A 23108-nucleotide genomic window follows, 5' to 3' on the forward strand; every position below is an offset into this window, starting at 1 on the left:
TGTGCTCCTCACCACCAGGCGGCGACTTGCTCGCCGAGTCCCTGCGTGTTGGCTGCACGCTTGCCCCGGCTGCTGTTGCAGGACGAGTGCGAGTGGCGGAAGTTGTCGACGTCTTCCTCGAGGTCGGGCCGGTCATCGACGGGGTGATAGTGGTCGAGCTCGTGGGAGTCGGCGGTGGTGCCCTGCCCGGCGTCGTAGTCGATCGCGTCGCGGCAGATCCAGCACTTCGACTTCTCGACCTCGTCGGGGTTGGTGCTGCGCGACTGCCGCTTCCCCTCCTCGAAGAACTCGAGGCGGAGCTTGTGCATCCGACGGGATTCCTTGTGGGTGCGCTTGCCGGTCATGTGCCGGCCTCCCGTCCGAGGCGACGTTTCTCGGCGTTGCACCTGCCGCAGAACGTCTGGTCGAAGACCATGTGGACGCCGGCGGTGCCGAGGAAGTAGCCGCGGAGCCGGATCATCGCGTTGTACCCGCAGGTCGGGCACTCGACATCGTCGAGGTGTTCGCTGATCGTGTCGAGGTGGACGACGACGGCCATCATGCGGCCTTGCGATTCGGGCCGCGTGGGCGCGGCGACTGCAGGCCGAGCAAGCGGCGACGTCGGGAGACCGACGGCTGTGACATGCCGACCGCCCGGGCGATCGCCGTGTCGGTGAGGCCGTCCGCGTTCAGGGTGCGGATGCGGCGGTCGATCGGGTCCTCGACGTGCACGGGGCGACCGCGCGTGCCGCCTCGCTCGTCGGTCGGCTTCGGTGTGGGCTCGACCGGGGCGACGGTCGGTGCGGGTGCTGGGAGCGGTGCGGTGCCGACGGCGCGGTCGGCGAGGCGGGACAGGAGGTCGCCGACCTCGAGGTGCAGCTCCTTCGCGTGCCGGGCGAACGCCTTGTAGGTCGAGGGCCGGACGAGGGCGCGGACAAGGACGGCCGGGCTGTCGTCGATCGGGTCGACGGGCTGCCCCTGCTTCTTCACGCAGTTCGCGCAGAGCCCGCGTCCGCCCTGCGCGATCGTGTCGGGGGCGTCGACCTTCTTCACGCCGAAGGGTCGCATCTTCCGGCTGCACTGTGAGCACTGCATGGCCGCCCCCTCTCGTCATTGGGTGGGTGGTACGCGGGCGGACAGGGATTGCCGCTGCCCGCCCGCGTCGTCGGACCGTGTTCGGGCGCAGGGGTCCCGTGCCGGCCGAGGGGATGGGTTCGGCCGGGTCGCGTGCGCTGCGCCCGAGATCACGAAAGCCCCGGCGTCTGCGGAACGGCGGGGCTTCGTTATTGGTTGTCTTCGGTTGTGTGGGGCTGTATCAGCCCCTCCGACGACTTTCCGATCATGAATGTAGGGTATGCAACCGCCGTCGGTGATAGCGGTGATCTATCGGTCGGCGACAGGGTCAGGCTGTGGGCTTCATCGCGATGTGCGTCTTCCGCTCGGTGCCGCAACGATCGCACCTCCACTGCATGAGGGTCCGAGGTAGCCCCCGATAGTTCCCCCTGGGCATCCGGCGGTGCACATTGCGCAGGACTTCCTCTGGGGTCCACTCGTGGCCGAAGATCAAGCAGATCAGGCGGTTTGCGGTCATGGTTCTGTCCTATCAGTCGTTGTCGGCTTCGGCGAGCCGTTTGCGGAGGTTGATCTGGTAGACGGGGTCGTTCTTCATCCGTTGCCGCCACCAGGCGAGGAGGACGGACTCCTCGACGACGCGGACCTTCTGGCCCTCGCGGATCTCCCACGACATCGGCATGCCGCGTGCCCGCCAGTAGCGGACGGCTCGCATTGAACGTCCGACGCGGCGTGCGGCCTGCCGGTACGTCAGCATCTCACCCATCGTCGGACCCGTCGTCTCGGACGAGGCGGTACCGGAGGCGGTAGGTGACCGAAGCGGCCCGGTCGAACCAGTCGTCCGAGCTGCTGATCTGCCCCTCCCAGTGATGTCCGGACGGCGCGGGAGGCAGTAGACGGCGGAGGCGCTGGTCCTCGGCGTAGAGGCGGGCGTTCACGTCGCGGACGAGGTCGCGGTTCGGGCGGTCGTCGTACGGGATGCTGACCGGGTGCGAGCACAGCACCTTCGGGAAGGCGACGCGCGGGAGTGAGGGTATCGGTGTCCCGGTTATCGGGGCACGGAGCGCCCGGAAGATCGGGACCAGTTCGGACGGGTAGAGGATGCTCATCGCTGGTCCCCTTCCGGCGTGGAGGCGTTCGCGAGTTCGAGGAGGACGTCCGCGTGGCAGGGCTGATCGAGAGGGCACCAGCACGCGAGGTTCCACCCTCGCAGCTCGGCGCGAATCCGCTCGATGCCGAGCACCTGCAGGGCGTACAGCCGGAACATGCCGATCGCCGCGTGTCGACCGTATGTCTCAACTGAGTAAGGGTTGCCGAACCGTGACGGCCGTGCGACGACGACGGTGTTCTCGGGCTTCCGCCACCCTCGGGCGCGTGAGAGCTGGATCCGCTCAGTCATGGTCTCCTACTTCCCGGTCGTGTTCGGAGGCGGCGGCTCGGAGGCCGTCGCCGAGAGCGGCGAGGAGGTGCACGACGACCTCGGCGTGGTACTCGTGCGGGTGGCTGAGCACGGCGACGATGAGGGCGGTCATCGTGGGCCAGTCGGCGTTGAACGCGGCGGTCATGATGCGGCCTGCGTCGATGTAGTCCTGTGTCGCCCCGGTGATTCTCATCGCCCAGTAGTGGTTCTCGTCGACGACGACGCCCTTCGTGAGTCCGAGGGGGAATATCTTGTAGATCGCCCGGCCGAGGAACTCCATCAGGGCGTGCATGTCGCGGGTGTTCTGGACGTGCTCGTGCATCCAGAGGGTGACCTGCTCGCTGTCCTGGTCGAACAGGTACGCGCCGAGCAGGTGGGTGTCCTGCTGGGTGAAGTTGGGGGGCTTACGCTCAGACATCGTCGGTTCCTTCCTGCTTCACCGGCACCCACGGAGTGACCCTGCGCGTAGCGATGACGGCCATCGATGGGAAGTCGAGGAGGCGGTCGGTTTCCCAGCCCGCACGTCGGTCGGCCTCGATCGCTTCGAGGAGCTGCCTCGTCATCTCGTGCCGCTGATCGACCCGGCCCAGGTCGTATGTGCTCGGCGTGTGATCCGGGGTCGTGTTCCACTGCTCGGCCAGTCGCTCGACCGCGCTCTGCTGCTCGCTCATCGGTTCTCTCCCTGCTCGGTGACGACGGATGCAGCACGCAGCACCTTGCGGGCGTCCTCGCGCCAGATGTCAGCGCGGCTCGGGTCTTCGACGACCATCTCCGCCCAGGTGTAGTCACCGCCGGGGCCGTCCGGCTCGAACATCGCCCGCGCTGCGGCTTCCACCTGCGCGTCGGACGGTTCGTCCTGCGGCTCCGAACGACGCTGTCGAACGGCGGCGAGGATACGCGCCCACGTCTCGGCGTACCCGTGCTCGGCGTAGAACGCGTCGAAATCCGGGTGTGATGTGCCGTACAGCGCCATCCAGACATCGAGCATCCCGTACAGCGGGATCGTCCCGCCATGCGCACCCTGCTTGCTCGGCTCCGGTACCTCGGTGCGACGGATAGCGGCGTCCCAGCCCGCGAGGAAGTCGCGCCGCGTCTGTGAGTCGCCGCGCCCCGAGATGTACTGGTTCGCCTGCGCTTCCCGATCATCGTCGATCGGCTGCTCGGAACGACGGAGAGCTGCCGCGTACTTATCGATCGCGCGGTTCCGAGCCTGCACGGCGTGGTCGTCGATCGGCTCGGTGCCGCGCCCGGGGCCGACCCACCCGTCGAGCCCCAGCGCGTTTCCGTCGTCCCAGACGTCGCCCAGTACGCGCCGCTCGTCGTCGGTCGGGGTGTGCGCCTCCCCGACCACGAGCTCGACCTCAGGCGTCGGAACCACCCACGGGAGGGCCGCTGCCACCTTCTCGGCGCACGCGTGCATGTACTCCTGGATGCCGGGGACGGCCCGGTCGAACGATGCGCCCGGCGAGTAGACGACCTCGTGGAGCACGCGGGCGAGGCTGGTGAGGTCGTGTTCGGTGAGTCCGATGCGTTCCCGTCGGGCGGTGGTGCAGGCGTCGCACCCGCATCGTCGGAGCGAGGTCTCGAACACCTCGAGCACGCGGGCGATGTCGTCGCGGCTCGGGGCGGTGAGGTCGTGGTCGGTGAATGCCGTGACCACGTCGTCGATGAGCTTCTGGTCGGTCATGATGCTGTCCCTTCGTCGTCGCGGTGCTCGTCTCCGCAGGTCGAGCAGGTCTTCACTTCGACGGAGCGTGCCCGTCCGTCACGGGACGTCGCCCACCACGTCCGCACCGTGGTCTCCCCGCACACCGTGCAGATCGCGAGCCGGGCCCGCCGCGGGTGTGGGAACACCCCGTAGCGGCCCCGCAGGTGGCGGATCAGGGTGAACAGGTCCGTCGGTTCCTTGTCGAGCACGGGTGCCTCTGCGATCCGGTCGCCGTGGTCGATCAGCCACCCGGCGGCGAGGAGCGCTTCCCCGCGAGCGGTGAGAGGGTCCGCGTTCACGGTGTTCCCGACCGGTGGCACCGGGCGGATCGGGCGGGACACGACCTGCGCCGCGGCCCCGAGGTAGGTGATGAGTTCGTACCAGAGTTCCCGGGCGTCGGCCGCGGCGCCCTGACCGATGATGCGGCCGCCGGCGCTGACCGTGTAGGCGTCGAGTGCGCGCATGTTGTCGAGGTAGCCGCCGCCGGTGATCTGGTCCTTGTCGAAGCGGGAGCCGCCACCGACGGGGATCTCGGGAAGGGTGGCGTCGACGATCGCGTCGATCAGGTCAGGGAGGATCGCGAGGTGCCATTCGTGCTCGCGCACCCACTGGTCATGTGCGGCGTTGGGGTCGATGATCGTGAGCGGGTCCATCACTCGCCCCCTGCCTGTCGGCGTGCGGCCCTGTGAGCGTTCAGCATCGTGTCGGTGCATGTCGGGGTGCTCGGGCATCCGCGACCGCGGCATCCGGCCGTGTAGCCGTCAGGGGTGCCATGTGTGACGTCCGCGTCGGGGGCGAGTTCCACCCGCTCCGGCCTTGTGGTCGCACGCGGCTTGTACGGGCCGCGGGTGCGTGCCCGGTTCAGGGGAAGGTCGAGCCGCCCCCGCGCCTGGTACACCGCCGACCGGGTGATGCCGAGCTCGTCCGCGATCTGCTGGTCCGTCATGCCCTGCCCGTGCAGCTCGACGATGCGACGCTGCCGGGCCGCGCGGGGCGACTCCTCGTGCGCCCGGGCGACCTTCGGTGACAGGCGCGGGAGCTTCAGCTTCGTCCGGCGGATCGTGCTGATCGTGCTATTCGCGACCCCCATCCGGTGAGCGATCACCGTGTCCGAGTAGCCCTCGGCGTGGAGGCGAGCGACCTCGGCGACGTCGACGATGATCCGGGGCGGCGGGCCCTTGATGCCGAGCGCTTCCCGGGTGCGGGTGACCGACGCGATCGCGACCTTCAGCTCGGCCGCGATCTCCCGGACCGTCTTCCCCTCGCTGATGAGCCGGCGGACGTCGTCGCCGATCCGCTCCGTGAGGTTCGGGGCCTCGGCTCGCGCCTTCTTCTCGTCGCGTTCCTTCTCGGCGCGGGCGGCGGCGGCCTTCGCCTTCCGGTTCGCGGCCTTGTCGCGCTCCCGGACCGCGTCGAGCTCGGCGGCCTCCTCGGCGACGATGTCGACGGGGTTGTCGCCGGCGTCGACGCGCTTCCGGAATCCCCAGTCGCCCTGATACCGGATGTAGACGTCGACGCAGGACACGGCCGCGCCGCAGGACACCGCGGAGCCGTGGCATCCGGCACGGTACCCGTCGACGGTGCCGTGCTCGGCGGTGGATAGGACTTCGAGTGTGTGGCTCATGCTGCCACCGCCTCTCGGATCGAAGGGACGCCCGGGCGGGCGAGGAGGATGCGGAGTGCGAGGGCGGCCTGCTGCGGGACGACGCCGTTGCCGCACGCCTTGAGCTGCTCGGCACGCGACAGACCGATGACGGAGGCAGTGACCCACCCGGCGGGCCAGCCCATCATCCACTCGGTGAGTTCGGGGTTCAGGCGGGCCTTCCCGCCCTTGCCGTCGTGCCGGACGGGATCGGGTGCGGCACGACCGATCGCTGAAGCCCACCGAGCGAACGACGAGGTGTACGGCCCCCAGTCGGTGGTGTGCTCTGCAACGTCTTGGATTGTGACCGAGTGGTTCCCGGCACGCCGCTTGTCCGGGTGCTGAGAACCGCCCCGATCCCCGTCGTAGGCGCCGGGCGTGGGCAGCAGTCGGCCACCTGACCCGATCAACCCGTTCTCCGCGATGATCGCGAGATCCGTGACCACCTCGCGGCCCGGCTTCTTCCGCAGGTGATCCTCTGGCGTGTTCCCGGAGGGCTGAGCGACAGGTGTCGGCAGGAGGAGCGTCACGTCAGTCTGTGATGCACCGCCGTCGCGAGCGTGATCGAACGCTTCGCCCCGGACTCCCTCGTCCCGCCCATCTCGGCCGAGACTCGTCCCCCGGACCCGTCCGCCGCCGCGGGCGTCGGTAACAGTTCGCTCCCCGGGCCAGGCGAGGACGAAGACGCGGAACCGGCCATGAGGTGCTCCGACGTCGGACGCTCGAAGACCGACCCATTCCGCATCGAACCCGAGGTCGGCCAGGTCTCCGAGTACAGCTCCGAGTGCCCGCAGAGCATGTTCACTCGGCTCGTCTCCCACACACCACGGGCAGGGTTCCAGGTTGCCTCCGCTTGCGTCTGCACTGAGCAGTCCTCTCACGTTCTCGATGACGACCCAGTCGGGTCGGTCTTCTTCGATGGATCGGGCGAACTCCGACCAGAGGCCGGAGCGTGTGCCGTCGGTCATGCCACGGCGTCGGCCAGCGAGGCTGACGTCCTGGCAGGGGAACCCGCCGGCGCGGATCTGAGTGTGCGGGACGGTGCGGAAGTCGACAGCACGCACGTCGCCGAAGTTGGGCACGTCCGGGTAGTGGTGCGCGAGCACCTTCGATGGGGCCGCGTCGAACTCGGCGAACCACGCGGGCTCGGAATCGAACACCTCGTCGACGGCCATGCCGAGGCCACCGACCCCAGCGAACAGCTCGCCCGACTTCAGAGCGGTCATCGTGTGGTCTCCTTGTCGGCTCGGATCGCGGCTGCGCAGTTCGGGCAGGTCACGGTGCGCAGGTCGTGGGCGAACTTCGGGGCGTCGGTGGTGCCGCAGTACGCGCGCCGGGGGTTGTCGGTGCGGGCGTGGAGGCGGTCGGCGACGGGGATCGGGGTGGTCATGCTGCACCTCGCACGGCCTCGAGTGCGCTGACCGCGTCGGCGACCGCGCGCTGTGCGTTCGACAGGTCGAAGTAGCGGCGGCCGAGGGCGCGCTGCACGTCCTTGTCGGCGTCGAGCCATGTCGCGAACGAGGTGCGGATCTCGTCGACGGTCGCCTTGTTGCCGTCACCCCAGGACGACCCGACGACCGTGAGGCCGAGGATGTCGCTGAGGTCGTCGACGAGGCGGCGCAGGTGGTCCCGCTCGCTCTGCAGTTGGCCGTCGCCGGTGTGCAACGCGACTCGCCGCTCGACCTTCTCCTCGATGTCGGCGTACAGCTTCGTGTGCGTGGCCTCGCGGTCCTTCTCGATGGCCCGCATCCGCAGGCTGTCCATCTTCTGCACGAGCGCGTGCGTCGCTTCCCAGGACGGGTTCCGGTCCGGGTGGACGGTCGCCTTCACGACGACCGTCATCCGGGTCCGCGACCGGCCGGGGATCATCAGCCCCCACCCGTGCGGGAGTTCCTCGGGACGGACGATGTCGGTGCTCGGGGCGACGACATACCAGGAGTGGCAGTTCGGCTCCCACGCCTCGGCCTTCGCCGGCTGGTCGAGCTCGTGGAGCCAGTCCGCACGGGACACCTTCAGCTCGTGGCCGACGAGCATCTTCCCGCGGGACTGGAAGAACCCGACGTAGAGGGCGTCGGCGCGACGGGATCCGAGGACGACTTCGGGGAGGAACGCACCGCCGGGCATCAGCTCGCCGGGCTTGATGTAGTGGCGCTGCAGCCGCTCGAGCAGCTCCGACGCCTTCATGCCGCGCTCTCCTCGGTGGTGTCGTGGCACGAGCACTTGCAGGGCACCTCGACGTCGGCGTCGTCGTCCCACGCCGTGTCCTGCCACCCGTGCGGGTGCTTCCCCGCGGCGCAGTCCGGCGACACCGGCGCCGAGTGGGACACGGTCGCGCCGAGTTCGACCGCGATCGTCTCGACCTGGACGTGTGCACGGTCCTTCGCCCGCTGGATCGAGGCGTCGAGCGCTCCGAGCAGATCGAACGCAGGTGCCACCACTGGTCGCACAGCCTCGTTTGCGGCCCTCTCAGCGTGTCCGGCGGCCTCCACCAGCTCGGCGGCGAATGCGCGCGCCTGAGCGGGCGTGAGCCGCATCTTCCGCTTCCGCATCCGGGCGAGCACCTCGCACTCGTCCGTCCAGTCGGCGTCCGCGACGAACCGGACGTACTCCTCCTCGATCGTCATCGCTCCGTCTCCTCGATGTCGAGCCCCGCGCGGATGTCCGCGCGAAGCTGGTTCTGCCGTGCAAGGCGAGCCTTCGCGGTTTCGGTCTTGGCGCGTTCGCCCTTGTCGTGGTCCAGGAACGAAGCGCCCGCACGGAGCACCTCGATCTGGTTCGCGAGCCGCAGCTCTGCACGCAGGTCGTCGAGCGCGTCGACGATCCGTCGTCCCTTGTTGGTAGCCATCCCCATGTCCTTTCTCAGTACGACTTCTCCCAGGGCCAGCTCTGACCCCAGATGAGCTTTCGAGGGAAGTCCCGGCGGTCACGGTCCCCGCGCCACCGGACGAGGCTGAACGTCGGCGTCCGCCCCTCGATCTGCTTGTCCCGGCGAATACCGAGACCGAACTCCGGCCAGCCGAGGAGCGTCGACGAGCCACGCGGACGCAGCCCCCGCTCCCCCGTGCCGTCCTTGTCGAGACCCGCGTGGACCTCGATGAGCATCGCGACGTCGCGCTCACGGATGGAGTCGAGCGCGTTCAGCACGGGCTTCGCCTCCTCCTCCTTGTTGAGCGACCCGCCCGTCATCCGGTACAGGGGCCCCATCAGCACGAGGTCCGGCTTCGACTCGTCGATCCAGCGGTGGATCTTGCCGAGATCGTTCGCGTTCGTGATGTCCATCGGTGGCACGCAGTGCAACGCGAGGTGGTTTTGCGGGTCGCGCTGCCCGAGCTGCGCCGCCCGCTCCGCGAGTCCGCGCACCGCCCGCCGCCACTGCCGCTCGCTGTTCTCGACGTCGATGACGAGCACGTTCAGCGGCGGGATGTCGCTGCCCTCGAACGGGTGCAGGCCCGCGGCGGTCATCGTCGCGATCTGCCGGAGGAACGTCGACTTGCCGACGCCCTCACCCGCCGAGAGCATGAGCCGGTCCTGCCGCTCGAGAAGCCCCGGGATCGCCCAGTCGTAGGCGTCGTCTTCCTCGGGAACGTCGAGGACCTCGCGGAGCCACCGGACCGACATGCCACCGACCGCCATGTCCCGCAGCGTGCGGAGGTCCTGCGCCGCCCGGGCCATCGCGACACCGGGGTCGACGCCGCCCTCCATGAGCCGGGCACCGATCAGCCGAAGCTCACGCTCCACGGATGCCTCGCGGACCTTCGTCGCGTAGAACCGTGCCGCCTCGCCGGTGACGTTGCCCCACTCGCTGAGTTCGGGCAGTGAGATCCCGTGCACGTCCCAGTTCGTGAGCTGGTCCCACACGGACAGGTAGTCGATGTGGGCACCGGCGAGGTGCAGCTCGACGACCCGGGTGAAGATCACGCCGAGGCGGCCGTCGTGGAAGTCGCCGGCCGACACCTCACGCTCGAGGGCGGGGATGATGCGGGGGTGCGCGAGCATCCCACCGATCACGCCCTGCTCGAACAGTGCGAGGCCGTCGACGGCGGGTGCCGTGTCGGGAGCGTACGGGTCCTCCGGCGGGACCTCATCGACGAAGTCGCTCACGGCGTGACCTCCCAGATCGTGCGTGCGATGTTCACGGGACCGGACTGCTCCCGCGGCCTGGACGGCATGTTCCAGCCGCCCCGAGGTGGGCGCTCAGCGAGCACGCGGAAGCCGGCCGCCCGGAGGCTCGCGCCGGTCTCGCCCTCCTGCGTGTAGGTGATGAGGCGCTCGTATCCGAGCGCGAAGGCCACCCGCTTGCACGCGCCGTAGAGCATCGAGTTCGCGTTCCGAGTGCCGTCGGTCGCGGTGCGCTTCACTTCGAGGGTGTAGCCCCAGTTCGCCTGAATGACGCGCGACGTCGGGCGCCCGAGGATTGCAACGCCGACGAGCACCTCGCCGCGCGCGACGCCGAGGCTGATCTTGTGGCCTCGGGGTGCCTGGTGGTGGCGGTGATGCGCCGTGACGAACTCCTGCGCGTGCTTGAGGTCGACCGGAACGATGCGGAGCGCGCTCATCGGACGCCCTCCCCCCGGTACGGGAAGCGGAGCCACAGTCGCCGGAGGGCGCGCTGTGCTCGAGCCACACGCTCGGCGCGCTCGATCGCTTCCCAGAGCGCGGCGCTGGCGGCGGGTGAGATCGGCACGCTCATCTCGAACGACGTCGGGATCTGCTCCTGCTCGTCGTCGCTCACGGTGTCCTCGTCGAGCGTGAAGCTGCTCACTGTCCCGCCGATGTCCTGCCACTCGCCGTCGACGAGGACCTGCATCCGCCCGTTCATGCGCCCACCGCCCCGCACATGCAGGCGCCGTTGCGGGCGACCTCGGTGAAGCACGTCGGACACACGGTCGCGGCGGCCGGGCAGGTGACGTGCTCCCACTCCGGATCCGCACCCGCCCCATCGACTTCCTCGTTCAGCCGGCTCATCTGGCCGGGACGGATGCCGCGGTCGCAGGCGAAGCACGGACCGGGGTGCGTGGCCTCGGTGACGATGGCGCTCATCGCGCACCACCAGCGGCGACCCGGCGTTCGCGTTCACGGATGAGCGCCTCGCGCGTGTGCGCGGCGGCATCGATGCGGTGTCCCGCTGCTTCGATGCCCTGTTCGATCTCTTCGTCGGTCATCCCCATGTACGGCGAGAGGACGAGCGGGTTCGGGATGCTCGGCTGCGGGTGCAGCGGGATCGGGTCAGTCATGAGGTGATCGCTTTCTGCTCGGGGTGCAGCCGCTCGTACGCGGCGACCGCGGGATAGTCGGGCTCGATGTCGTTGCCGTACTCGTCCTGCTGCGGACCGAGGCCCGCGAGACGGATCCGCTCGACGGCGGCGCGGACGTGCGCCGGGGTGAGGTAGGTCGTAGAGGTGCGGAAGTGGAGCCGCACCGCCTCGACGGCCTCCGAGTAGTCGAGGTCATCGACGAGCCGATGCCAGGCGACGAGCGTCGCCTCCTCGATCCGGCGGTTATCGATGAGCTGCACCTCGGCGAGCAGGTCCGCAGTCTGGGTGATGTCCATCACGCGACCCCCGCCTCGTGCAGACGGCGGCCCATCTCGACGATGCTGTTCGCGCGGGCGTTCGGCGACTGCGCCTGGTGCTTCATCGCGTCGCGCTTCGCCTGCATGACGAGCGTCGAGAACTTCTCTCGCAGCGTCGGCATCGACCGGATGTTCGCCGCCCAGAACTCGTTCGAGGTCGACCAATGGATCATCCACTCGATCTGCTCAGCCGTGTACCCGTCGAGACGCATCAGCCGATCGCACGCCGCCCACCACTTCTCACCGACGGTGCCGACCTTGTGCCCGTTCGCCCGGACCTTCTCGGCCAGCAGATCGCACAGCCTCGACACACTCGGGGTGTACTTCGACGGGAGGGCGTCGCTTGCGACGTCCGACGTTGCTACGTCTCCTACGTCTATACGTCTATAGAGAGGAACGGATGCGTCGTTTGTCGGGGAATCCTGCACGTCCTGTCGGGGAATATCGACCGGCTGTCGGGGAATGCCCGAATCGTTCCCCGACAGATTGTCGGGAGACGTCTGCACCCACGGGACGACGATCGCGAACTCATTCGGCCGACTCTTGGACCCTCGCTGCATCGTCAAGAGACCCTGCTTCCGCAGCTTCGGGATCAGCCGCTCGATCGTCCGTCGATCCACTCGGACCTTCCGCGCGAGACCTTCGTACGTCAGGTCGTCATCGTCGGCGATGTACCGGCACCGACCGTTGTCGTCGGCGACGTCCGCTAGCGACAGCATCAGCACGAGCTCGTTGCCCATAAGCGTCTTGCACTCGTCGCCGTGCCACACCCAGCTCGACACCTTCACGCTCATAGCCCTGTTCCTTCCTCGACCTCGACGGCGAGCCCGCTGCGCGTCAGCAGCCACCACGTCCCGTCGGCCCTCTTGATCCGAATCCCCGCCGGCGGATTGATGCCCCGGCGGACGATGAAGCCGTAGTCCTCAGCGAGCGCACGGCGGGACTCGACCCACCCGTGACACCCGGTCGTCCCCGACCCGCAGAGGATCAGGCAGTTCGTGACGTCGGAGATCATGCGAGCCAGCTCGCCGTCCTTCCGACCCACCCCGCCCGCACCCCGCGGCATCCGGTGATGCGCCGACCAGCCGCGCCCGCGGTCCTCGAACCGGAGCGGGCGCCGGCAGCGGAAGCACCGCTCCCGCTCTCGTTTGAAGAACGCGTGTCGCACCGTCGCCGCGGTGAAGTCCCCGGCGCCCATCAGATCCGCCCCGTCCGGTACCAGTCGAAGGACAGGTAGCCCTCCGCCGTGCACCTGATGCACTTCACCGGCCGCCCGATCTGCGTGGCGACCTGCGTCTCCCAGCGGGCGTAGCAGCCGAGGCACTTCGTCGTGCTCACACCGCAGCACGACAGCGCCACCCACCACTCGGCCGCCTCGTCCCCGCACTCCTCGCACGACGGCGCGAAGTCGAGGGCCTCGAGAACCACCCGGTCCTCGTCGATGTTCGTGCTCATGACATCCCCCCGTTCCGGTAGGTGATCTCGATCTGCTTCCCGATGGACTGCAGCCGACTCGTGTAGTCCGACAGGAGGTTCCCCACCCGGCGGGCCTTCTCGAACGCGACGACCGCCCGGTCGTACGCCTCCCGCTCCGCGACCGTCCGCAGCCGCACCCGCGACGCCTGCTCCCGAGTCGGGAAGCCGGCCGTGTCGATAACCGCCTGAGCCCGCGCGTCGGCGAGCTCGGCGGACTTCTGCCGCTTGATCTCCTCGGCCGTGGCGATGATCGCGACCATCCGGGCCGCCCACCGCGACGCGTCGTTCAGCGCGTCGATCACCCAGTCGGGCGTGCGGATCGATGCCGAGTCGAGGGGGTGCGCGATCAGCCGCGCTTCCTCGGTGTACGCGTCGAGCGAGTCGACGTCGATGATCGTGCCGTCTTCCCAGACGAGGACGTCACCCCGCCGGAGGATGGCCTGCATCTGATCGCTCATGACCTCGCCTCACGTGTCGCGATGAAGTGCCCGAGGTTCGAGATGAGCACCGATACGTCATGGCGGATGTCATGGAGATCGAACGCCTTCTCGTCAGCGATGAAGATCAACTGCTCGTCGACGACCGCCTCGTAGAACCCGATGAAGAACCTCGCCTGATCCGTGCTCACCTGATCGGCGAACACCCGGCCGAGTTCTTCCCAGTCGATGTCGACGGACGTCGTGACGCTGACGGCCTGATCCATGTCGCTCATGCGCCCGCGCCTTCCGGGTCGAACGCGCCCACCGCGACGACGTCGACCCGCTCACCGATCACGGCCTCGTGCACGATCTCCGCGCCGCCCGCCGTCCGGGTGATGAGGTGCATCGCCGACGCCGACCGCGGCCCCTCGACCCGGTGCACGACGACGTCCTGCCCGTCGAGGTGCACCGTGTCACCGGGCATCACGTTCCGCACGTCGATCCGACCGGGCACCGACTCGAGGCCCATCCCGGGCACCTGACGCCAGTCGATCCCGAGGACCGCCCCGTGCTCGTTCCGCACCATCGGCCGGCCCATCACAACCACCCCAGCGCCGCGGCGATGTCGGCACGCACCGCGGCCTGGTCGACGCCCATACGAAGAAAGACCTCCGTCACTGTGTCGGGCTCCTCGTCACCGATCACCGTGAGGATGTTCGCGATGCGCTGCTGCTCGACGAGCGCGAGCGTCGCGTACACCTGCGAGATCGTGGCGACCACCAGCGCGTCCTCACCGTTTCGGTAGCCCGACCCGTCATGGAGGCTCCGCAGATTCGCCTTCGCGCTGCCGACGTAGTCCGTCCGCTTGCCGCTCATGACTGCTCCTCACCGGCGGCCACGTCCGCCTCGATCTGTTCCTCACACGGGCCGCAGATGCCGCCCTCGTCGTCTGCCCGCGGCAACCCGCAGTTCGAGCACGGGAACTCACCGACCACGTCGGCGTCGACCACGTCGTACTCCGTCGCCTCCGGTTCCACCGGCTCGTCTCCCGCGCTCTCCACGCCGTCGGCACCCTCCGGCACCTGTGGTCCCACTTCGGCCGCCGCAGCGTCATCCGTGCGGGCGTCGGCCTCCGCCGCAGCACGCGCCCGATCCGCGAGCGTCGTCATCCCCCGACGGGGACGCCGCACCTGCTCGCCCTCGGCCTCGCCCTCACCGACGTCGACGGTCTGCGACTGCATCTCGTCGTCGGTGTAGAGCCCCGAGAGGTCCTGCGGGAACGCCTTCCGCAACGCCAGCGCCTCCGCGCACTTCGCGAGCTGCCCCGGGCCGCGCTGCTTCCACATCGCAGTCAGGTCGCCCTTGCGAGTCGTCTGCGCGTACTCGTCCCACGTCGCGATCCCGACCATCGGCCGGTCCCAGTCGTGCCGATACACCTTTACGCGAGCCGCGAGCGGGTGATCCCCGTGCAGCTCCTTGACGAACGCGGGCACCCACCCGTGATCCTTCGTCAGCCACTCCGGCTCGTCCTGCCCGGCGTACTGCTTCGACCGCTCCGCGATCACCCGGAACCCGTCGATACCCGTCTGCACCGACCACTCGAGACCGTCCTGCCCGAACCGGCCGATGCAGTAAATCTGCCGAGCCATCGGGTCGAGCCCGGTCTTCTCCGAGATGTGCATGAACTTCGCGATCACAGGACGCGGCGCGAGGACCTTCTCACCCCGCCGCTCGCCGTACTGGTGGACGAAGACCAGGCCCGCCGCCTCGACGGCCGCCTTCTCCTCGTCGGTCCAGTCCTTCGCCGCCGTCGACGTCGGCATCAGTGCAGTGCTCACAGCACGTCCTCCTCGAGCGCGTTCATCTGCCGCTCGTACCAAGCCGGCACGGGCAGGTCGCGGATCTCTCCGCCGTCCTCGTCATCACCGGGCCACACGCCCTGCTCCGAGCACCACGCGAACACGTCCAGCGCCGCCCGGATCTTCGTCTCCCCACCGACCCGCCACGCCGGGTCCGCAAGCCGCACCACACGCACCTCGTGCGGCAGCTCCTTCTCGACGAAGATCAGGTTCATCGGCCCCGGGTCGTACCCGAGTACCCGGATCACCATCTGCCGGTACATCTCCGCCGACAGGTCGTAACCCAGGTCGACCACCGCGTTCGTGATCTTCCGGGGGCTCACGTCCGGCGTTGTCTTCACGTCGCCGAGGACACCCTCACCGAGCGCGTCGAGCCGACTCCGCACCTGCACCCCGGTCGCCTCGTCCTCACCGAACAGCGACACCTCACGCCACGGCGCCGCCTCGAGCACACGCCGCGCCTTCACGTTCGTCAGCACGGCGTCCGCCATCCGACGCACCGCCTGGAAGTCCTTCGGCTTCAGCGGCACCTTGCCCTCGGTGCGGGCCTCCTCGACCCACGCCTTCGCCTTCGCGCTCTGCACCGCAGCGTTCGCGCCGGACAGGAGCCCCGCCGGGATCTCGACGATCGGCATCCCGACACCGAGGATCAGCTTGTGCGCCGCATGCCCGACGTCGAACTCCTTCTTCGGAGCCCGGTTCTCGGTCCGCGCGAGCCGGAAGTGCTTCGGCGACCGGAGCAGGACCTTCATCCCCGACGCCGACAGCGCCGGGTGCGCGTGATACTCCTCCTCGTCCATGCTCGGCTCGAACCGCCCGGAGACGACCTCCGGGCGTGCGAGCGCGATGCTCGTCTCCGGGGCGGCCATCAGACGTGCTTCCCGTTCTCGTCGATCACGTTCCGGAACGTCGGCTTGCCGTAGATCGGCAGCCGCGTCGACGTGATGCCGTCCGCACCCGGACGCGGCTTCTGGTCCCCGATGATCGGACGCGACGCGAACAGCCGCTCACGCAGCTCGGCGAACCGCTCGCGCGCCGACGGGCGGTAACGCGACGCGATGGCATGCCGCTCCCGTGCCATCCGCGAGTCGAGGGTGAGGCGCGGGTGTAGGCCCGCCGTCTGCTCGATACGGACGCCCATCAGTTCTCGACCTCCGGGATGTCGAGCGCACCCTCAGCGGTCCGCGCCTTGTACGCCGTGTCGCGCAGTTTCACCGCCGACGCCTCCGCCTTCTCCTCGAACAGCGGCTCGATGTGATCGATCTGCACCACCGGGTACCGCTCGTCGGCGATCTCGTCGTGCATCACCTTCGGCACCGAGTACGTCACGATCGCCGTGACCGTGCCGCCCGCCTTCGCGAGCTCGATCAGGCGGTCCTCGGCACCGAACATGCCGTTGCGTTCCGCCTTCGGGACGCCGTTCTTGAACGACGTCGGCTTGGTTTCGGTCATGCTGTCTTTCCCTTCGTCCATGCCTTCGGCAGGTGAGCCGCCGGCAGATCAATCACCGGGGACCCGGCGAGGATGGATACGCCGACCGCGACCCACGCGGCGTCGGCTTCGTCATTGCCGCCGACCCGCGCCTGCGGAATCCGACGCTCAGTAGCGAGGAGCACCTGGTCCTTATCCGCAGAGCCCTTGCCTGTCGCGAGCTGCTTCACCTGATTCGTCGTGACAATCACCGGCTCGGTCGCCGTCCGCGCGACGTACTCGACGGTGCGGTGCCACGCGTAATGCAGACGGTCCACCGACGACCCGCGGCCTGCGAACGCGATGCCCTCGATCCCGATCCGGTCGCCGGGCTGAAAGTCGATCGCTGCGGTGATGTCCCGGGAGAGGCCGAGGATGCGGTCGTAGTAGTCGAGCAGCGATGCGCCGGGCGTCGACGACGAGCGAAGGCGGAACACCTGCCAGTGCTCACCGTCGACGATCGCGACGCCGGTCGACGTCGTCGAGTAGTCGATCCCGATGAAGCGGCTCATGACGCCAGCCCCGACACGAAGTAGAACCCGATCCCACCGAGGCAGAGAGCGATGAGCACGGCACCGGCCGCCACGTTCGCGACGAACGACGCCCGCTGCTGTCGCACCTCGGACAGACGAACCGGGGTGTTCGCGTTCGGGATCCGCTCGGCGCGCACGGGTACCGGATCCGACTGCGGGGCGCTCACTGCTCGCCTCCTTCGCACGACCAGGTGGTGATCGGCTGGAGCACCGTGACCTTCCCGACGAGGATCGGCATGAGGATGGTGGTGCTCGTCCACTCGCCGCCCCGCGCCTCGCACACCTCACGCGTGTCCGGCGAGGAACATCCCGCGAGACCGAGCACGGACACCGCGACGATCGCGACGGCGATCTTCCGGGCGTTCATCGCCGACCCCGACGAAGGTCCTCGATGGTGTTCGCCGCGTGCCCGAGGATCAGCCGCTCACGCGTCGGACGCGGGTCGTCGGACCACGCCCGCAGGAGCTCCACGATCTCGGCGGCGGTCGGCTTCGGCTCGACCGGGTGCGCCTCCCAGAACGCAGACGCCGCAAAGTACGGGTCTCCGACGTGCACGGCGTCCTCGCGCCGATAGAACCAGTTGTCGCCGGTCGTCTCGTCGACCACACGCGCCCCGCCGTCATCGCGGCCGTACACCACGAACTTGCGGTCCTCCGGCCAGCGCCACCGGCCGAGCTCGTCGTCCTTCCGTGCCTCGAAGAACTCCTCGGCGTCTGGCACCATCTCGGGCGTGATGTACCCGTTGACGTGGTCGAAGACGATCCCGCCGTTCTCCTGGACCTTCACGACCCGCCCACTGCGGGTCTCGTACCGGCTCTGCTCCTGCATGGTCATCGTCCGTTCTCGTCGTTGAGGTGGGAGAGGTCGCCCAGCACGGACGCCTCGAAGTCGAGGGACTCGTCGACCTCGGCGAGTCGGGTGTTCGTAGCGGCGTCCCCGAACCAGAAGGGCCAGGTGAAGACACCGAACGTCCAGAACCACGCGAGCACGGCGAGGGTGCCGAGGATCGTGACCGCGTCGACGGTGAGGGTGACGAACGTGACCGCCCAGCACAGGACCGCGATCATGCCGGCGGCGTAGCGGATGGTGACCATCACGCCACCGCCTCGGCGTCAGCGGCCTCACGCATCTCGGCCTCAGTCGGGAAGAACCGCTCGACCGGCACGCGCATCTCGAACGCGAGCGTCAGGATCTCGTCCGCCTTGAACGGGATCCGTCCGCCGAGGCGTTCGACGAGCTGCGTTCGCGAGATGCGAATCGTCTGGGCGAGGCGGTCCTGGGTGTATCCCTTTTCGGCGGCGACACCGCGCACCTTGTCCGGGATGCCGATTCGTGAGTTCGTCATGTCGGTAAGTGTGTGCGAGATTCCGCACACCGTCAATACGGATTTGCGGCGTGTTGCCGAATTTCCGGGGTGAGCGTACGGGCCGACTTGCCAGAGTGACCGGAAACCCGTACACTGATCCGCATGAACATCCAGGGGAATGTGACGCCGATCATCACCGACGAGCGGAAGCTCCGACGTGCACGCGGCGAGTTCGTGAAGTCCGTGATCGTCGACGAGCACGAGCGGTCGGCCCGCTTCGTCGCGGTCCGCATGGGGGTCTCACCGTCGACGATGGGAGAGCGACTCAACGGGAAGTCGCCGTTCCTCGCCGATGAGCTGGAAGGGATCGCGCACGTGCTGAAGATCGACCCGGTCGAGTTCTACCGGCAGTACATCTCGGTGGGCCTTGACGGGTTCGAACCGCCGACATCCACGGTGTAAACGTGGCGCTCTACCAGCTGAGCTAAAGGCCCTGGTGCGCTCAGTCTATCCGGGTGCGGATGCGCACCCGTGTCGTGGAAGAGGGATAGGCTGAGGTCGGCGCGCGTTGTGCACGGCCGACAAGGCTGCCCGTGTCGCTTCCCGTTTCCTTGGCATGACCTGCCAGCTTGACGAAAGGTTCCCCCGTGACCGTCCACGACCAGGATCCGTACTCTCAGGGCCCCCTCGACAGCGATCCGGAAGAGACCGGTGAGTGGCAGCAGTCGCTCGACGAGCTGGTGGACGCCAAGGGCCACGGCCGCGGGCGCGAGATCATGCTCAGCCTGCTCAAGCGCTCCAAGGAACTGCACCTGAACGTGCCGATGGTTCCGACCACCGACTACATCAACACCATCGCCCCGGAGAACGAGCCCGAGTTCCCCGGTGACGAGGAGATCGAGCGGCGTTACCGCGCCTGGATCCGCTGGAACGCCGCCATCACGGTGCACCGTGCCCAGCGCCCCGGCATCGGCGTCGGCGGTCACATCTCCACCTACGCCTCCTCGGCGGCGCTGTACGAGGTGGGCTTCAACCACTTCTTCAAGGGGGCGGACCACCCCGGTGGCGCCGACCAGATCTTCATCCAGGGTCACGCCTCCCCCGGCACCTACGCACGCTCCTTCCTCGAGGGGCGCCTCACGGAGGACCAGCTCGACGGCTTCCGCCAGGAGAAGTCGCATGCGCCGAACGGCATCCCGTCGTACCCGCACCCGCGCCTCATGCCGGAGTACTGGCAGTTCCCGACGGTGTCGATGGGTCTCGGCCCGATCAACGCCATCTACCAGGCGATGTCGAACAAGTACCTCGAGAACCGCGGCATCAAGGACACCTCGCAGTCGCACGTCTGGGCGTTCCTCGGCGACGGCGAGATGGACGAGGTCGAGAGCCGCGGACAGCTCCAGGTCGCGGCGAACGAGGGCCTCGACAACCTCACCTTCGTCGTGAACTGCAACCTGCAGCGTCTCGACGGCCCGGTGCGCGGCAACGGCAAGATCGTCCAGGAGCTGGAGTCGTTCTTCCGCGGCGCCGGCTGGAACGTCATCAAGGTGGTCTGGGGCCGCGAGTGGGACGACCTGCTCGCCCGCGACACCGAGGGCGCACTGCTCAACCTCATGAACGTCACACCCGACGGCGACTACCAGACGTACAAGGCCGAGTCCGGCGCCTACATCCGCGAGCACTTCTTCGGCCGCGACGAGCGCGCCGCCGCGCTCGTCAAGGACTACTCCGACGACGACATCTGGAACCTCAAGCGGGGTGGCCACGACTACCGCAAGGTCTACGCCGCGTTCAAGGCCGCGACCGAGCACAAGGGCAAGCCGACCGTCATCCTCGCGAAGACCGTCAAGGGCTACGGGCTGGGCCCGCAGTTCGAGGGCCGCAACGCGACCCACCAGATGAAGAAGATGACGCTGGACAACCTCAAGACGTTCCGCGACGCGATGCACATCCCGATCACGGACGCGCAGCTCGAGGAGAACCCGTACCTGCCCCCGTACTACAACCCGGGACCGCAGGACGAGACGATCCAGTACATGCTTGAGCGCCGCAAGGCCCTCGGCGGCTTCCTCCCGGAGCGCCGCTCGACGCACGTCGGCCTGTCCCTTCCCGAGGAGAACGCCTACGCGCTCCCGAAGAAGGGCTCCGGCACGCAGGAGATCGCCACGACCATGGCGTTCGTCCGTCTGCTGAAGGACCTGCTGCGCTCGAAGGAGTTCGGCCACCGCATCGTGCCGATCATCCCCGACGAGGCGCGCACGTTCGGCATGGACGCGTACTTCCCGACCGCGAAGATCTACAACCCCAACGGCCAGCACTACACGTCGGTCGACCGGGAGCTGCTGCTCGCCTACAAGGAGAGCCCGCAGGGACAGATCGTCCACGTCGGCATCAATGAGGCCGGTGCTCTCGCGGCGTTCACCGCCGCGGGCACGTCGTACGCGACGCACGGCGAGCCGCTGATCCCGATCTACATCTTCTACTCGATGTTCGGCTTCCAGCGCACTGGTGACGCCCAGTGGGCCGCCGGCGACCAGATGGCCCGCGGCTTCATCATCGGCGCCACCGCCGGCCGCACCACCCTCACGGGTGAGGGCCTCCAGCACGCCGATGGCCACTCGCACCTGCTCTCCTCCACCAACCCGGCGACGGTCTCCTACGACCCCGCGTACGGCTATGAGATCGCGCACATCATGCGCTCCGGTCTCGAGCGGATGTACGGCGGTCAGCACGAAGACCCGAACGTCATGTACTACCTCACGGTGTACAACGAGCCGATGGTGCAGCCCGCTGAGCCTGCCGACGTGGATGTGGACGGCATCGTCCGCGGCATCCACCGCGTCGCCGTCGGCGAGGGCGACGGCCCCCGCGCGCAGCTCTTCGCCTCCGGCGTGGGTCTGCCGTGGGCACTCGAGGCCCAGGAGCTGCTGAAGAAGGACTGGGGCGTCGTCGCCGACGTGTGGTCGGTCACCTCGTGGACCGAGCTGCGCCGCGACGGCCTCGCCGCCGACGAGCACAACTTCCTCCACCCGGAGCAGGAGCCGCGCACCGCGTACCTCACGCAGAAGCTCCAGGGCGCCGAAGGTCCCGTCGTCGCAGTGAGCGACTTCATGCACGCCGTGCAGGACCAGATCCGCCCGTGGGTCCCGAACCGCTTCGCCACCCTCGGTGCCGACGGCTTCGGCTTCTCGGACACCCGTGCCGCGGCCCGCCGCTTCTTCAAGATCGACGGCCCGTCGATCGTCGTGCGCACCCTGCAGGCACTGGCCGAGGAGGGCAAGGTCGACCGCGGCCTCTCCGCTCAGGCCATCGAGAAGTACCGCCTGCACGACGTGAACGCCGGCACGAGCGGCAACGCAGGCGGCGAAAGCTGAGCCCTCGGTGACACCCACCTCCGCCGCCGGCATGGACAAGGCCGCCACGCTCACCTGGCTGCGCCGGATCTCCGGCGACATCGCCACGGTGACCATCAAGCGGCTGGAGGACACCCTCCCCTGGTACGCCGACATGCCACCAGCCCGCCGCTCCGCGGTCGGGCTGGTGGCGCAGGCGGGCATCACGTCGTTCATCCAGTGGTACGACGACCCGACGTCCACCCCGTGGATCGCCGCGGACATCTTCGCCGCCGCTCCCCGTGAGCTGCTGCGCAGCGTGAGTCTGCAGCAGACGCTCCAGCTCATCCGCGTCACCGTCGAGGTGACCGAGGAGCGGGTGGCGGGCAAGGGCGAGCACCTCCGCGAAGCCATCCTGCTCTACTCGCGGGATGTGGCGTTCGCCGCCGCCGACGTCTACGCCCGCGCCGCCGAGGCCCGCGGTCTGTGGGACGCGCGGCTCGAGGCGCTCGTCGTCGACTCGATCCTCACGGGCGAGGCCGACGAGGAGCTGCCCAGCCGGATCGCCGCGCTCGGGTGGCACGGCCATGGAGAGGTCGCGGTCCTGGTCGGCACCACACCCCCGCAGTTCGACGTCGACCTCGTGCGTCGGACGGCGCGCAAGCTCGCGGTTGACGTCCTCATCGGCGTGCAGGGCTCGCGCCTCGTGCTCGTGCTCGGACGCGCGCGCGTCGAGGGCCAGGAGGGCGAGGACGAGGAGCTCGGGTTCCAGGAGATCGCGGCCCGTCTGGAGCCGTCCTTCGGCCCGGGGTTCGTCGTGCTGGGGCCGGCGGTGGCCGCCCTCGTCGATGCCAGCCAGAGCGCGCGTGCAGCGCTGGCCGGATTCGCGGTGGCCCGCGCGTGGCGGAGCGCACCGCGGCCCGTCGAAGCCGACGACCTGCTTCCGGAGCGCGCCCTCGCCGGCGACCCTCTCGCGAAGCAGACCCTCATCGAGCGCATCTACCGCCCGCTGCAGGCGCACTCGACCGACCTCGTCACGACGCTCTGGAGCTATCTCGACAACGGCCGGTCCCTCGAGGCGACAGCCCGCGAGCTCTTCGTGCATCCGAACACCGTCCGCTACCGCCTCAAGCGGGTGAGCGAGGTCATCGGGTGGGACGCGACCGGACCCCGCGAGGCCCTCATCCTGCAGACCGCGCTCATCCTCGGCTCCATCGGGGCGGCCGAGCAGGTGCGTCGCCGTCCGCCGCTCCGTCGCCCTCCGCGCTGAGCCGCGCGATCTGTGCGCCACACACAAGGGTTTCACGCAATCTTGTGATGG

The 23108-nt window shown here is 68.7% G+C and carries 41 protein-coding genes and 1 tRNA gene; 2 read left to right on the forward strand and 40 right to left on the reverse strand.

The features are described from left to right. Positions 1-8: 8 nt before the first annotated feature. From WFJ36_RS05260 to WFJ36_RS05455, 40 genes are all read right to left on the reverse strand, one after another. Positions 9-344, reverse strand: coding sequence for an HNH endonuclease (locus WFJ36_RS05260; RefSeq protein ID WP_295103109.1), 336 nt, complete (start codon positions 342-344; stop codon positions 9-11). After that, entirely contained in the window at positions 341-541 is a 201-nt protein-coding gene (locus tag WFJ36_RS05265) for a hypothetical protein (RefSeq protein ID WP_295103111.1), read from the reverse strand. Before WFJ36_RS05265 ends, WFJ36_RS05260 begins: the two co-directional genes overlap by 4 nt. Continuing rightward, positions 538-1032, reverse strand: coding sequence for an AsnC family protein (locus WFJ36_RS05270; protein ID WP_336642805.1), 495 nt, complete (start codon positions 1030-1032; stop codon positions 538-540). The genes WFJ36_RS05265 and WFJ36_RS05270 overlap by 4 nt, the downstream gene beginning before the upstream one ends. Before the next feature lie 550 nt (positions 1033-1582). Continuing rightward, the gene (locus WFJ36_RS05275; protein ID WP_336642806.1) at positions 1583-1816 is read right to left on the reverse strand and encodes a hypothetical protein; all 234 of its coding nucleotides are present in this window, start codon (positions 1814-1816) and stop codon (positions 1583-1585) included. Further along, positions 1809-2159 (reverse strand): hypothetical protein, encoded by a 351-nt coding sequence (locus tag WFJ36_RS05280; protein ID WP_336642807.1) that lies wholly within the window; start codon positions 2157-2159, stop codon positions 1809-1811. The genes WFJ36_RS05275 and WFJ36_RS05280 overlap by 8 nt, the downstream gene beginning before the upstream one ends. Further along, complete coding sequence (locus tag WFJ36_RS05285; protein ID WP_336642808.1) at positions 2156-2449, reverse strand: DUF4326 domain-containing protein; 294 nt, start codon at positions 2447-2449, stop codon at positions 2156-2158. Before WFJ36_RS05285 ends, WFJ36_RS05280 begins: the two co-directional genes overlap by 4 nt. Further along, positions 2442-2888 carry a hypothetical protein gene (locus WFJ36_RS05290; protein WP_336642809.1) on the reverse strand — a complete coding sequence of 149 codons (447 nt, stop codon included), beginning with the start codon at positions 2886-2888 and terminating at the stop codon, positions 2442-2444. Before WFJ36_RS05290 ends, WFJ36_RS05285 begins: the two co-directional genes overlap by 8 nt. Continuing rightward, the gene (locus tag WFJ36_RS05295) at positions 2881-3141 is read right to left on the reverse strand and encodes a hypothetical protein (protein ID WP_336642810.1); all 261 of its coding nucleotides are present in this window, start codon (positions 3139-3141) and stop codon (positions 2881-2883) included. Before WFJ36_RS05295 ends, WFJ36_RS05290 begins: the two co-directional genes overlap by 8 nt. Next, positions 3138-4157: a hypothetical protein gene (locus WFJ36_RS05300; protein WP_336642811.1), complete on the reverse strand. Its 1020-nt coding sequence runs from the start codon at positions 4155-4157 to the stop codon at positions 3138-3140. Before WFJ36_RS05300 ends, WFJ36_RS05295 begins: the two co-directional genes overlap by 4 nt. Then, positions 4154-4831 carry a hypothetical protein gene (locus WFJ36_RS05305; RefSeq protein ID WP_336642812.1) on the reverse strand — a complete coding sequence of 226 codons (678 nt, stop codon included), beginning with the start codon at positions 4829-4831 and terminating at the stop codon, positions 4154-4156. Before WFJ36_RS05305 ends, WFJ36_RS05300 begins: the two co-directional genes overlap by 4 nt. Beyond that, complete coding sequence (locus WFJ36_RS05310; RefSeq protein ID WP_336642813.1) at positions 4831-5802, reverse strand: helix-turn-helix domain-containing protein; 972 nt, start codon at positions 5800-5802, stop codon at positions 4831-4833. Before WFJ36_RS05310 ends, WFJ36_RS05305 begins: the two co-directional genes overlap by 1 nt. Next, positions 5799-7046: a DNA cytosine methyltransferase gene (locus tag WFJ36_RS05315; protein WP_336642814.1), complete on the reverse strand. Its 1248-nt coding sequence runs from the start codon at positions 7044-7046 to the stop codon at positions 5799-5801. Before WFJ36_RS05315 ends, WFJ36_RS05310 begins: the two co-directional genes overlap by 4 nt. Further along, entirely contained in the window at positions 7043-7210 is a 168-nt protein-coding gene (locus WFJ36_RS05320; protein WP_259952348.1) for a hypothetical protein, read from the reverse strand. The genes WFJ36_RS05315 and WFJ36_RS05320 overlap by 4 nt, the downstream gene beginning before the upstream one ends. After that, positions 7207-8004 carry a hypothetical protein gene (locus tag WFJ36_RS05325; RefSeq protein ID WP_336642815.1) on the reverse strand — a complete coding sequence of 266 codons (798 nt, stop codon included), beginning with the start codon at positions 8002-8004 and terminating at the stop codon, positions 7207-7209. The genes WFJ36_RS05320 and WFJ36_RS05325 overlap by 4 nt, the downstream gene beginning before the upstream one ends. Beyond that, positions 8001-8444: a hypothetical protein gene (locus WFJ36_RS05330; protein WP_336642816.1), complete on the reverse strand. Its 444-nt coding sequence runs from the start codon at positions 8442-8444 to the stop codon at positions 8001-8003. Before WFJ36_RS05330 ends, WFJ36_RS05325 begins: the two co-directional genes overlap by 4 nt. Continuing rightward, positions 8441-8665, reverse strand: a complete 225-nt coding sequence (locus tag WFJ36_RS05335) for a hypothetical protein (protein ID WP_336642817.1) — start codon at positions 8663-8665, stop codon at positions 8441-8443. Before WFJ36_RS05335 ends, WFJ36_RS05330 begins: the two co-directional genes overlap by 4 nt. A 14-nt stretch (positions 8666-8679) precedes the next feature. After that, positions 8680-9921: an AAA family ATPase gene (locus tag WFJ36_RS05340; RefSeq protein WP_336642818.1), complete on the reverse strand. Its 1242-nt coding sequence runs from the start codon at positions 9919-9921 to the stop codon at positions 8680-8682. Then, positions 9918-10376, reverse strand: coding sequence for an XF1762 family protein (locus WFJ36_RS05345; protein WP_336642819.1), 459 nt, complete (start codon positions 10374-10376; stop codon positions 9918-9920). The genes WFJ36_RS05340 and WFJ36_RS05345 overlap by 4 nt, the downstream gene beginning before the upstream one ends. Continuing rightward, positions 10373-10639, reverse strand: a complete 267-nt coding sequence (locus WFJ36_RS05350; RefSeq protein ID WP_336642820.1) for a hypothetical protein — start codon at positions 10637-10639, stop codon at positions 10373-10375. The genes WFJ36_RS05345 and WFJ36_RS05350 overlap by 4 nt, the downstream gene beginning before the upstream one ends. Continuing rightward, entirely contained in the window at positions 10636-10860 is a 225-nt protein-coding gene (locus tag WFJ36_RS05355) for a hypothetical protein (protein ID WP_336642821.1), read from the reverse strand. The genes WFJ36_RS05350 and WFJ36_RS05355 overlap by 4 nt, the downstream gene beginning before the upstream one ends. Then, positions 10857-11054: a hypothetical protein gene (locus WFJ36_RS05360; protein WP_336642822.1), complete on the reverse strand. Its 198-nt coding sequence runs from the start codon at positions 11052-11054 to the stop codon at positions 10857-10859. Before WFJ36_RS05360 ends, WFJ36_RS05355 begins: the two co-directional genes overlap by 4 nt. Further along, positions 11051-11371 (reverse strand): hypothetical protein, encoded by a 321-nt coding sequence (locus tag WFJ36_RS05365; RefSeq protein ID WP_336642823.1) that lies wholly within the window; start codon positions 11369-11371, stop codon positions 11051-11053. Before WFJ36_RS05365 ends, WFJ36_RS05360 begins: the two co-directional genes overlap by 4 nt. After that, positions 11371-12186, reverse strand: a complete 816-nt coding sequence (locus WFJ36_RS05370) for a hypothetical protein (protein WP_336642824.1) — start codon at positions 12184-12186, stop codon at positions 11371-11373. The genes WFJ36_RS05365 and WFJ36_RS05370 overlap by 1 nt, the downstream gene beginning before the upstream one ends. After that, positions 12183-12590 (reverse strand): hypothetical protein, encoded by a 408-nt coding sequence (locus WFJ36_RS05375; RefSeq protein ID WP_336642825.1) that lies wholly within the window; start codon positions 12588-12590, stop codon positions 12183-12185. Before WFJ36_RS05375 ends, WFJ36_RS05370 begins: the two co-directional genes overlap by 4 nt. Next, complete coding sequence (locus WFJ36_RS05380) at positions 12590-12847, reverse strand: hypothetical protein (protein ID WP_336642826.1); 258 nt, start codon at positions 12845-12847, stop codon at positions 12590-12592. Before WFJ36_RS05380 ends, WFJ36_RS05375 begins: the two co-directional genes overlap by 1 nt. Then, entirely contained in the window at positions 12844-13326 is a 483-nt protein-coding gene (locus WFJ36_RS05385) for a hypothetical protein (RefSeq protein WP_336642827.1), read from the reverse strand. Before WFJ36_RS05385 ends, WFJ36_RS05380 begins: the two co-directional genes overlap by 4 nt. Then, entirely contained in the window at positions 13323-13580 is a 258-nt protein-coding gene (locus WFJ36_RS05390; RefSeq protein WP_336642828.1) for a hypothetical protein, read from the reverse strand. Before WFJ36_RS05390 ends, WFJ36_RS05385 begins: the two co-directional genes overlap by 4 nt. Next, positions 13577-13873: a hypothetical protein gene (locus WFJ36_RS05395; RefSeq protein WP_336642829.1), complete on the reverse strand. Its 297-nt coding sequence runs from the start codon at positions 13871-13873 to the stop codon at positions 13577-13579. Before WFJ36_RS05395 ends, WFJ36_RS05390 begins: the two co-directional genes overlap by 4 nt. Positions 13874-13884: 11 nt before the next feature. Further along, a complete protein-coding gene (locus WFJ36_RS05400; RefSeq protein ID WP_336642830.1) occupies positions 13885-14163 on the reverse strand; it encodes a hypothetical protein in 279 nt (92 codons plus the stop codon). Further along, positions 14160-15125, reverse strand: a complete 966-nt coding sequence (gene bet / locus WFJ36_RS05405; protein WP_336642831.1) for a phage recombination protein Bet — start codon at positions 15123-15125, stop codon at positions 14160-14162. The genes WFJ36_RS05400 and bet overlap by 4 nt, the downstream gene beginning before the upstream one ends. Then, positions 15122-16015, reverse strand: coding sequence for a PD-(D/E)XK nuclease-like domain-containing protein (locus WFJ36_RS05410; RefSeq protein WP_336642832.1), 894 nt, complete (start codon positions 16013-16015; stop codon positions 15122-15124). The genes bet and WFJ36_RS05410 overlap by 4 nt, the downstream gene beginning before the upstream one ends. Then, positions 16015-16287, reverse strand: coding sequence for a hypothetical protein (locus tag WFJ36_RS05415; RefSeq protein ID WP_336642833.1), 273 nt, complete (start codon positions 16285-16287; stop codon positions 16015-16017). The genes WFJ36_RS05410 and WFJ36_RS05415 overlap by 1 nt, the downstream gene beginning before the upstream one ends. Next, entirely contained in the window at positions 16287-16598 is a 312-nt protein-coding gene (locus WFJ36_RS05420) for a hypothetical protein (protein WP_336642834.1), read from the reverse strand. Before WFJ36_RS05420 ends, WFJ36_RS05415 begins: the two co-directional genes overlap by 1 nt. After that, positions 16595-17128: a crossover junction endodeoxyribonuclease RuvC gene (locus WFJ36_RS05425; protein WP_336642835.1), complete on the reverse strand. Its 534-nt coding sequence runs from the start codon at positions 17126-17128 to the stop codon at positions 16595-16597. Before WFJ36_RS05425 ends, WFJ36_RS05420 begins: the two co-directional genes overlap by 4 nt. Then, complete coding sequence (locus WFJ36_RS05430) at positions 17125-17316, reverse strand: hypothetical protein (protein ID WP_336642836.1); 192 nt, start codon at positions 17314-17316, stop codon at positions 17125-17127. Before WFJ36_RS05430 ends, WFJ36_RS05425 begins: the two co-directional genes overlap by 4 nt. Then, on the reverse strand, positions 17313-17516 hold the full coding sequence (locus WFJ36_RS05435) for a hypothetical protein (RefSeq protein ID WP_336642837.1): 204 nt from the start codon (positions 17514-17516) through the stop codon (positions 17313-17315). Before WFJ36_RS05435 ends, WFJ36_RS05430 begins: the two co-directional genes overlap by 4 nt. Beyond that, on the reverse strand, positions 17513-17983 hold the full coding sequence (locus WFJ36_RS05440; protein WP_336642838.1) for a hypothetical protein: 471 nt from the start codon (positions 17981-17983) through the stop codon (positions 17513-17515). The genes WFJ36_RS05435 and WFJ36_RS05440 overlap by 4 nt, the downstream gene beginning before the upstream one ends. Continuing rightward, positions 17980-18246, reverse strand: a complete 267-nt coding sequence (locus tag WFJ36_RS05445) for a hypothetical protein (protein WP_336642839.1) — start codon at positions 18244-18246, stop codon at positions 17980-17982. The genes WFJ36_RS05440 and WFJ36_RS05445 overlap by 4 nt, the downstream gene beginning before the upstream one ends. Then, entirely contained in the window at positions 18243-18494 is a 252-nt protein-coding gene (locus tag WFJ36_RS05450; RefSeq protein WP_259952303.1) for a helix-turn-helix domain-containing protein, read from the reverse strand. The genes WFJ36_RS05445 and WFJ36_RS05450 overlap by 4 nt, the downstream gene beginning before the upstream one ends. A 382-nt stretch (positions 18495-18876) precedes the next feature. Next, positions 18877-18949, reverse strand: a tRNA-Val gene (locus tag WFJ36_RS05455). 153 nt (positions 18950-19102) lie between these two features. Between WFJ36_RS05455 and aceE the strand changes: the two genes are divergently transcribed. After that, the gene (aceE, locus tag WFJ36_RS05460) at positions 19103-21829 is read left to right on the forward strand and encodes a pyruvate dehydrogenase (acetyl-transferring), homodimeric type (protein ID WP_136052464.1); all 2727 of its coding nucleotides are present in this window, start codon (positions 19103-19105) and stop codon (positions 21827-21829) included. Between the two features lie 31 nt (positions 21830-21860). Next, positions 21861-23057: a PucR family transcriptional regulator gene (locus tag WFJ36_RS05465; protein WP_025103615.1), complete on the forward strand. Its 1197-nt coding sequence runs from the start codon at positions 21861-21863 to the stop codon at positions 23055-23057. Positions 23058-23108 lie beyond the last annotated feature (51 nt).

Origin of the sequence: Microbacterium sp. MMO-113 (assembly GCF_037148555.1) — a bacterium.
Lineage (GTDB): Bacteria > Actinomycetota > Actinomycetes > Actinomycetales > Microbacteriaceae > Microbacterium.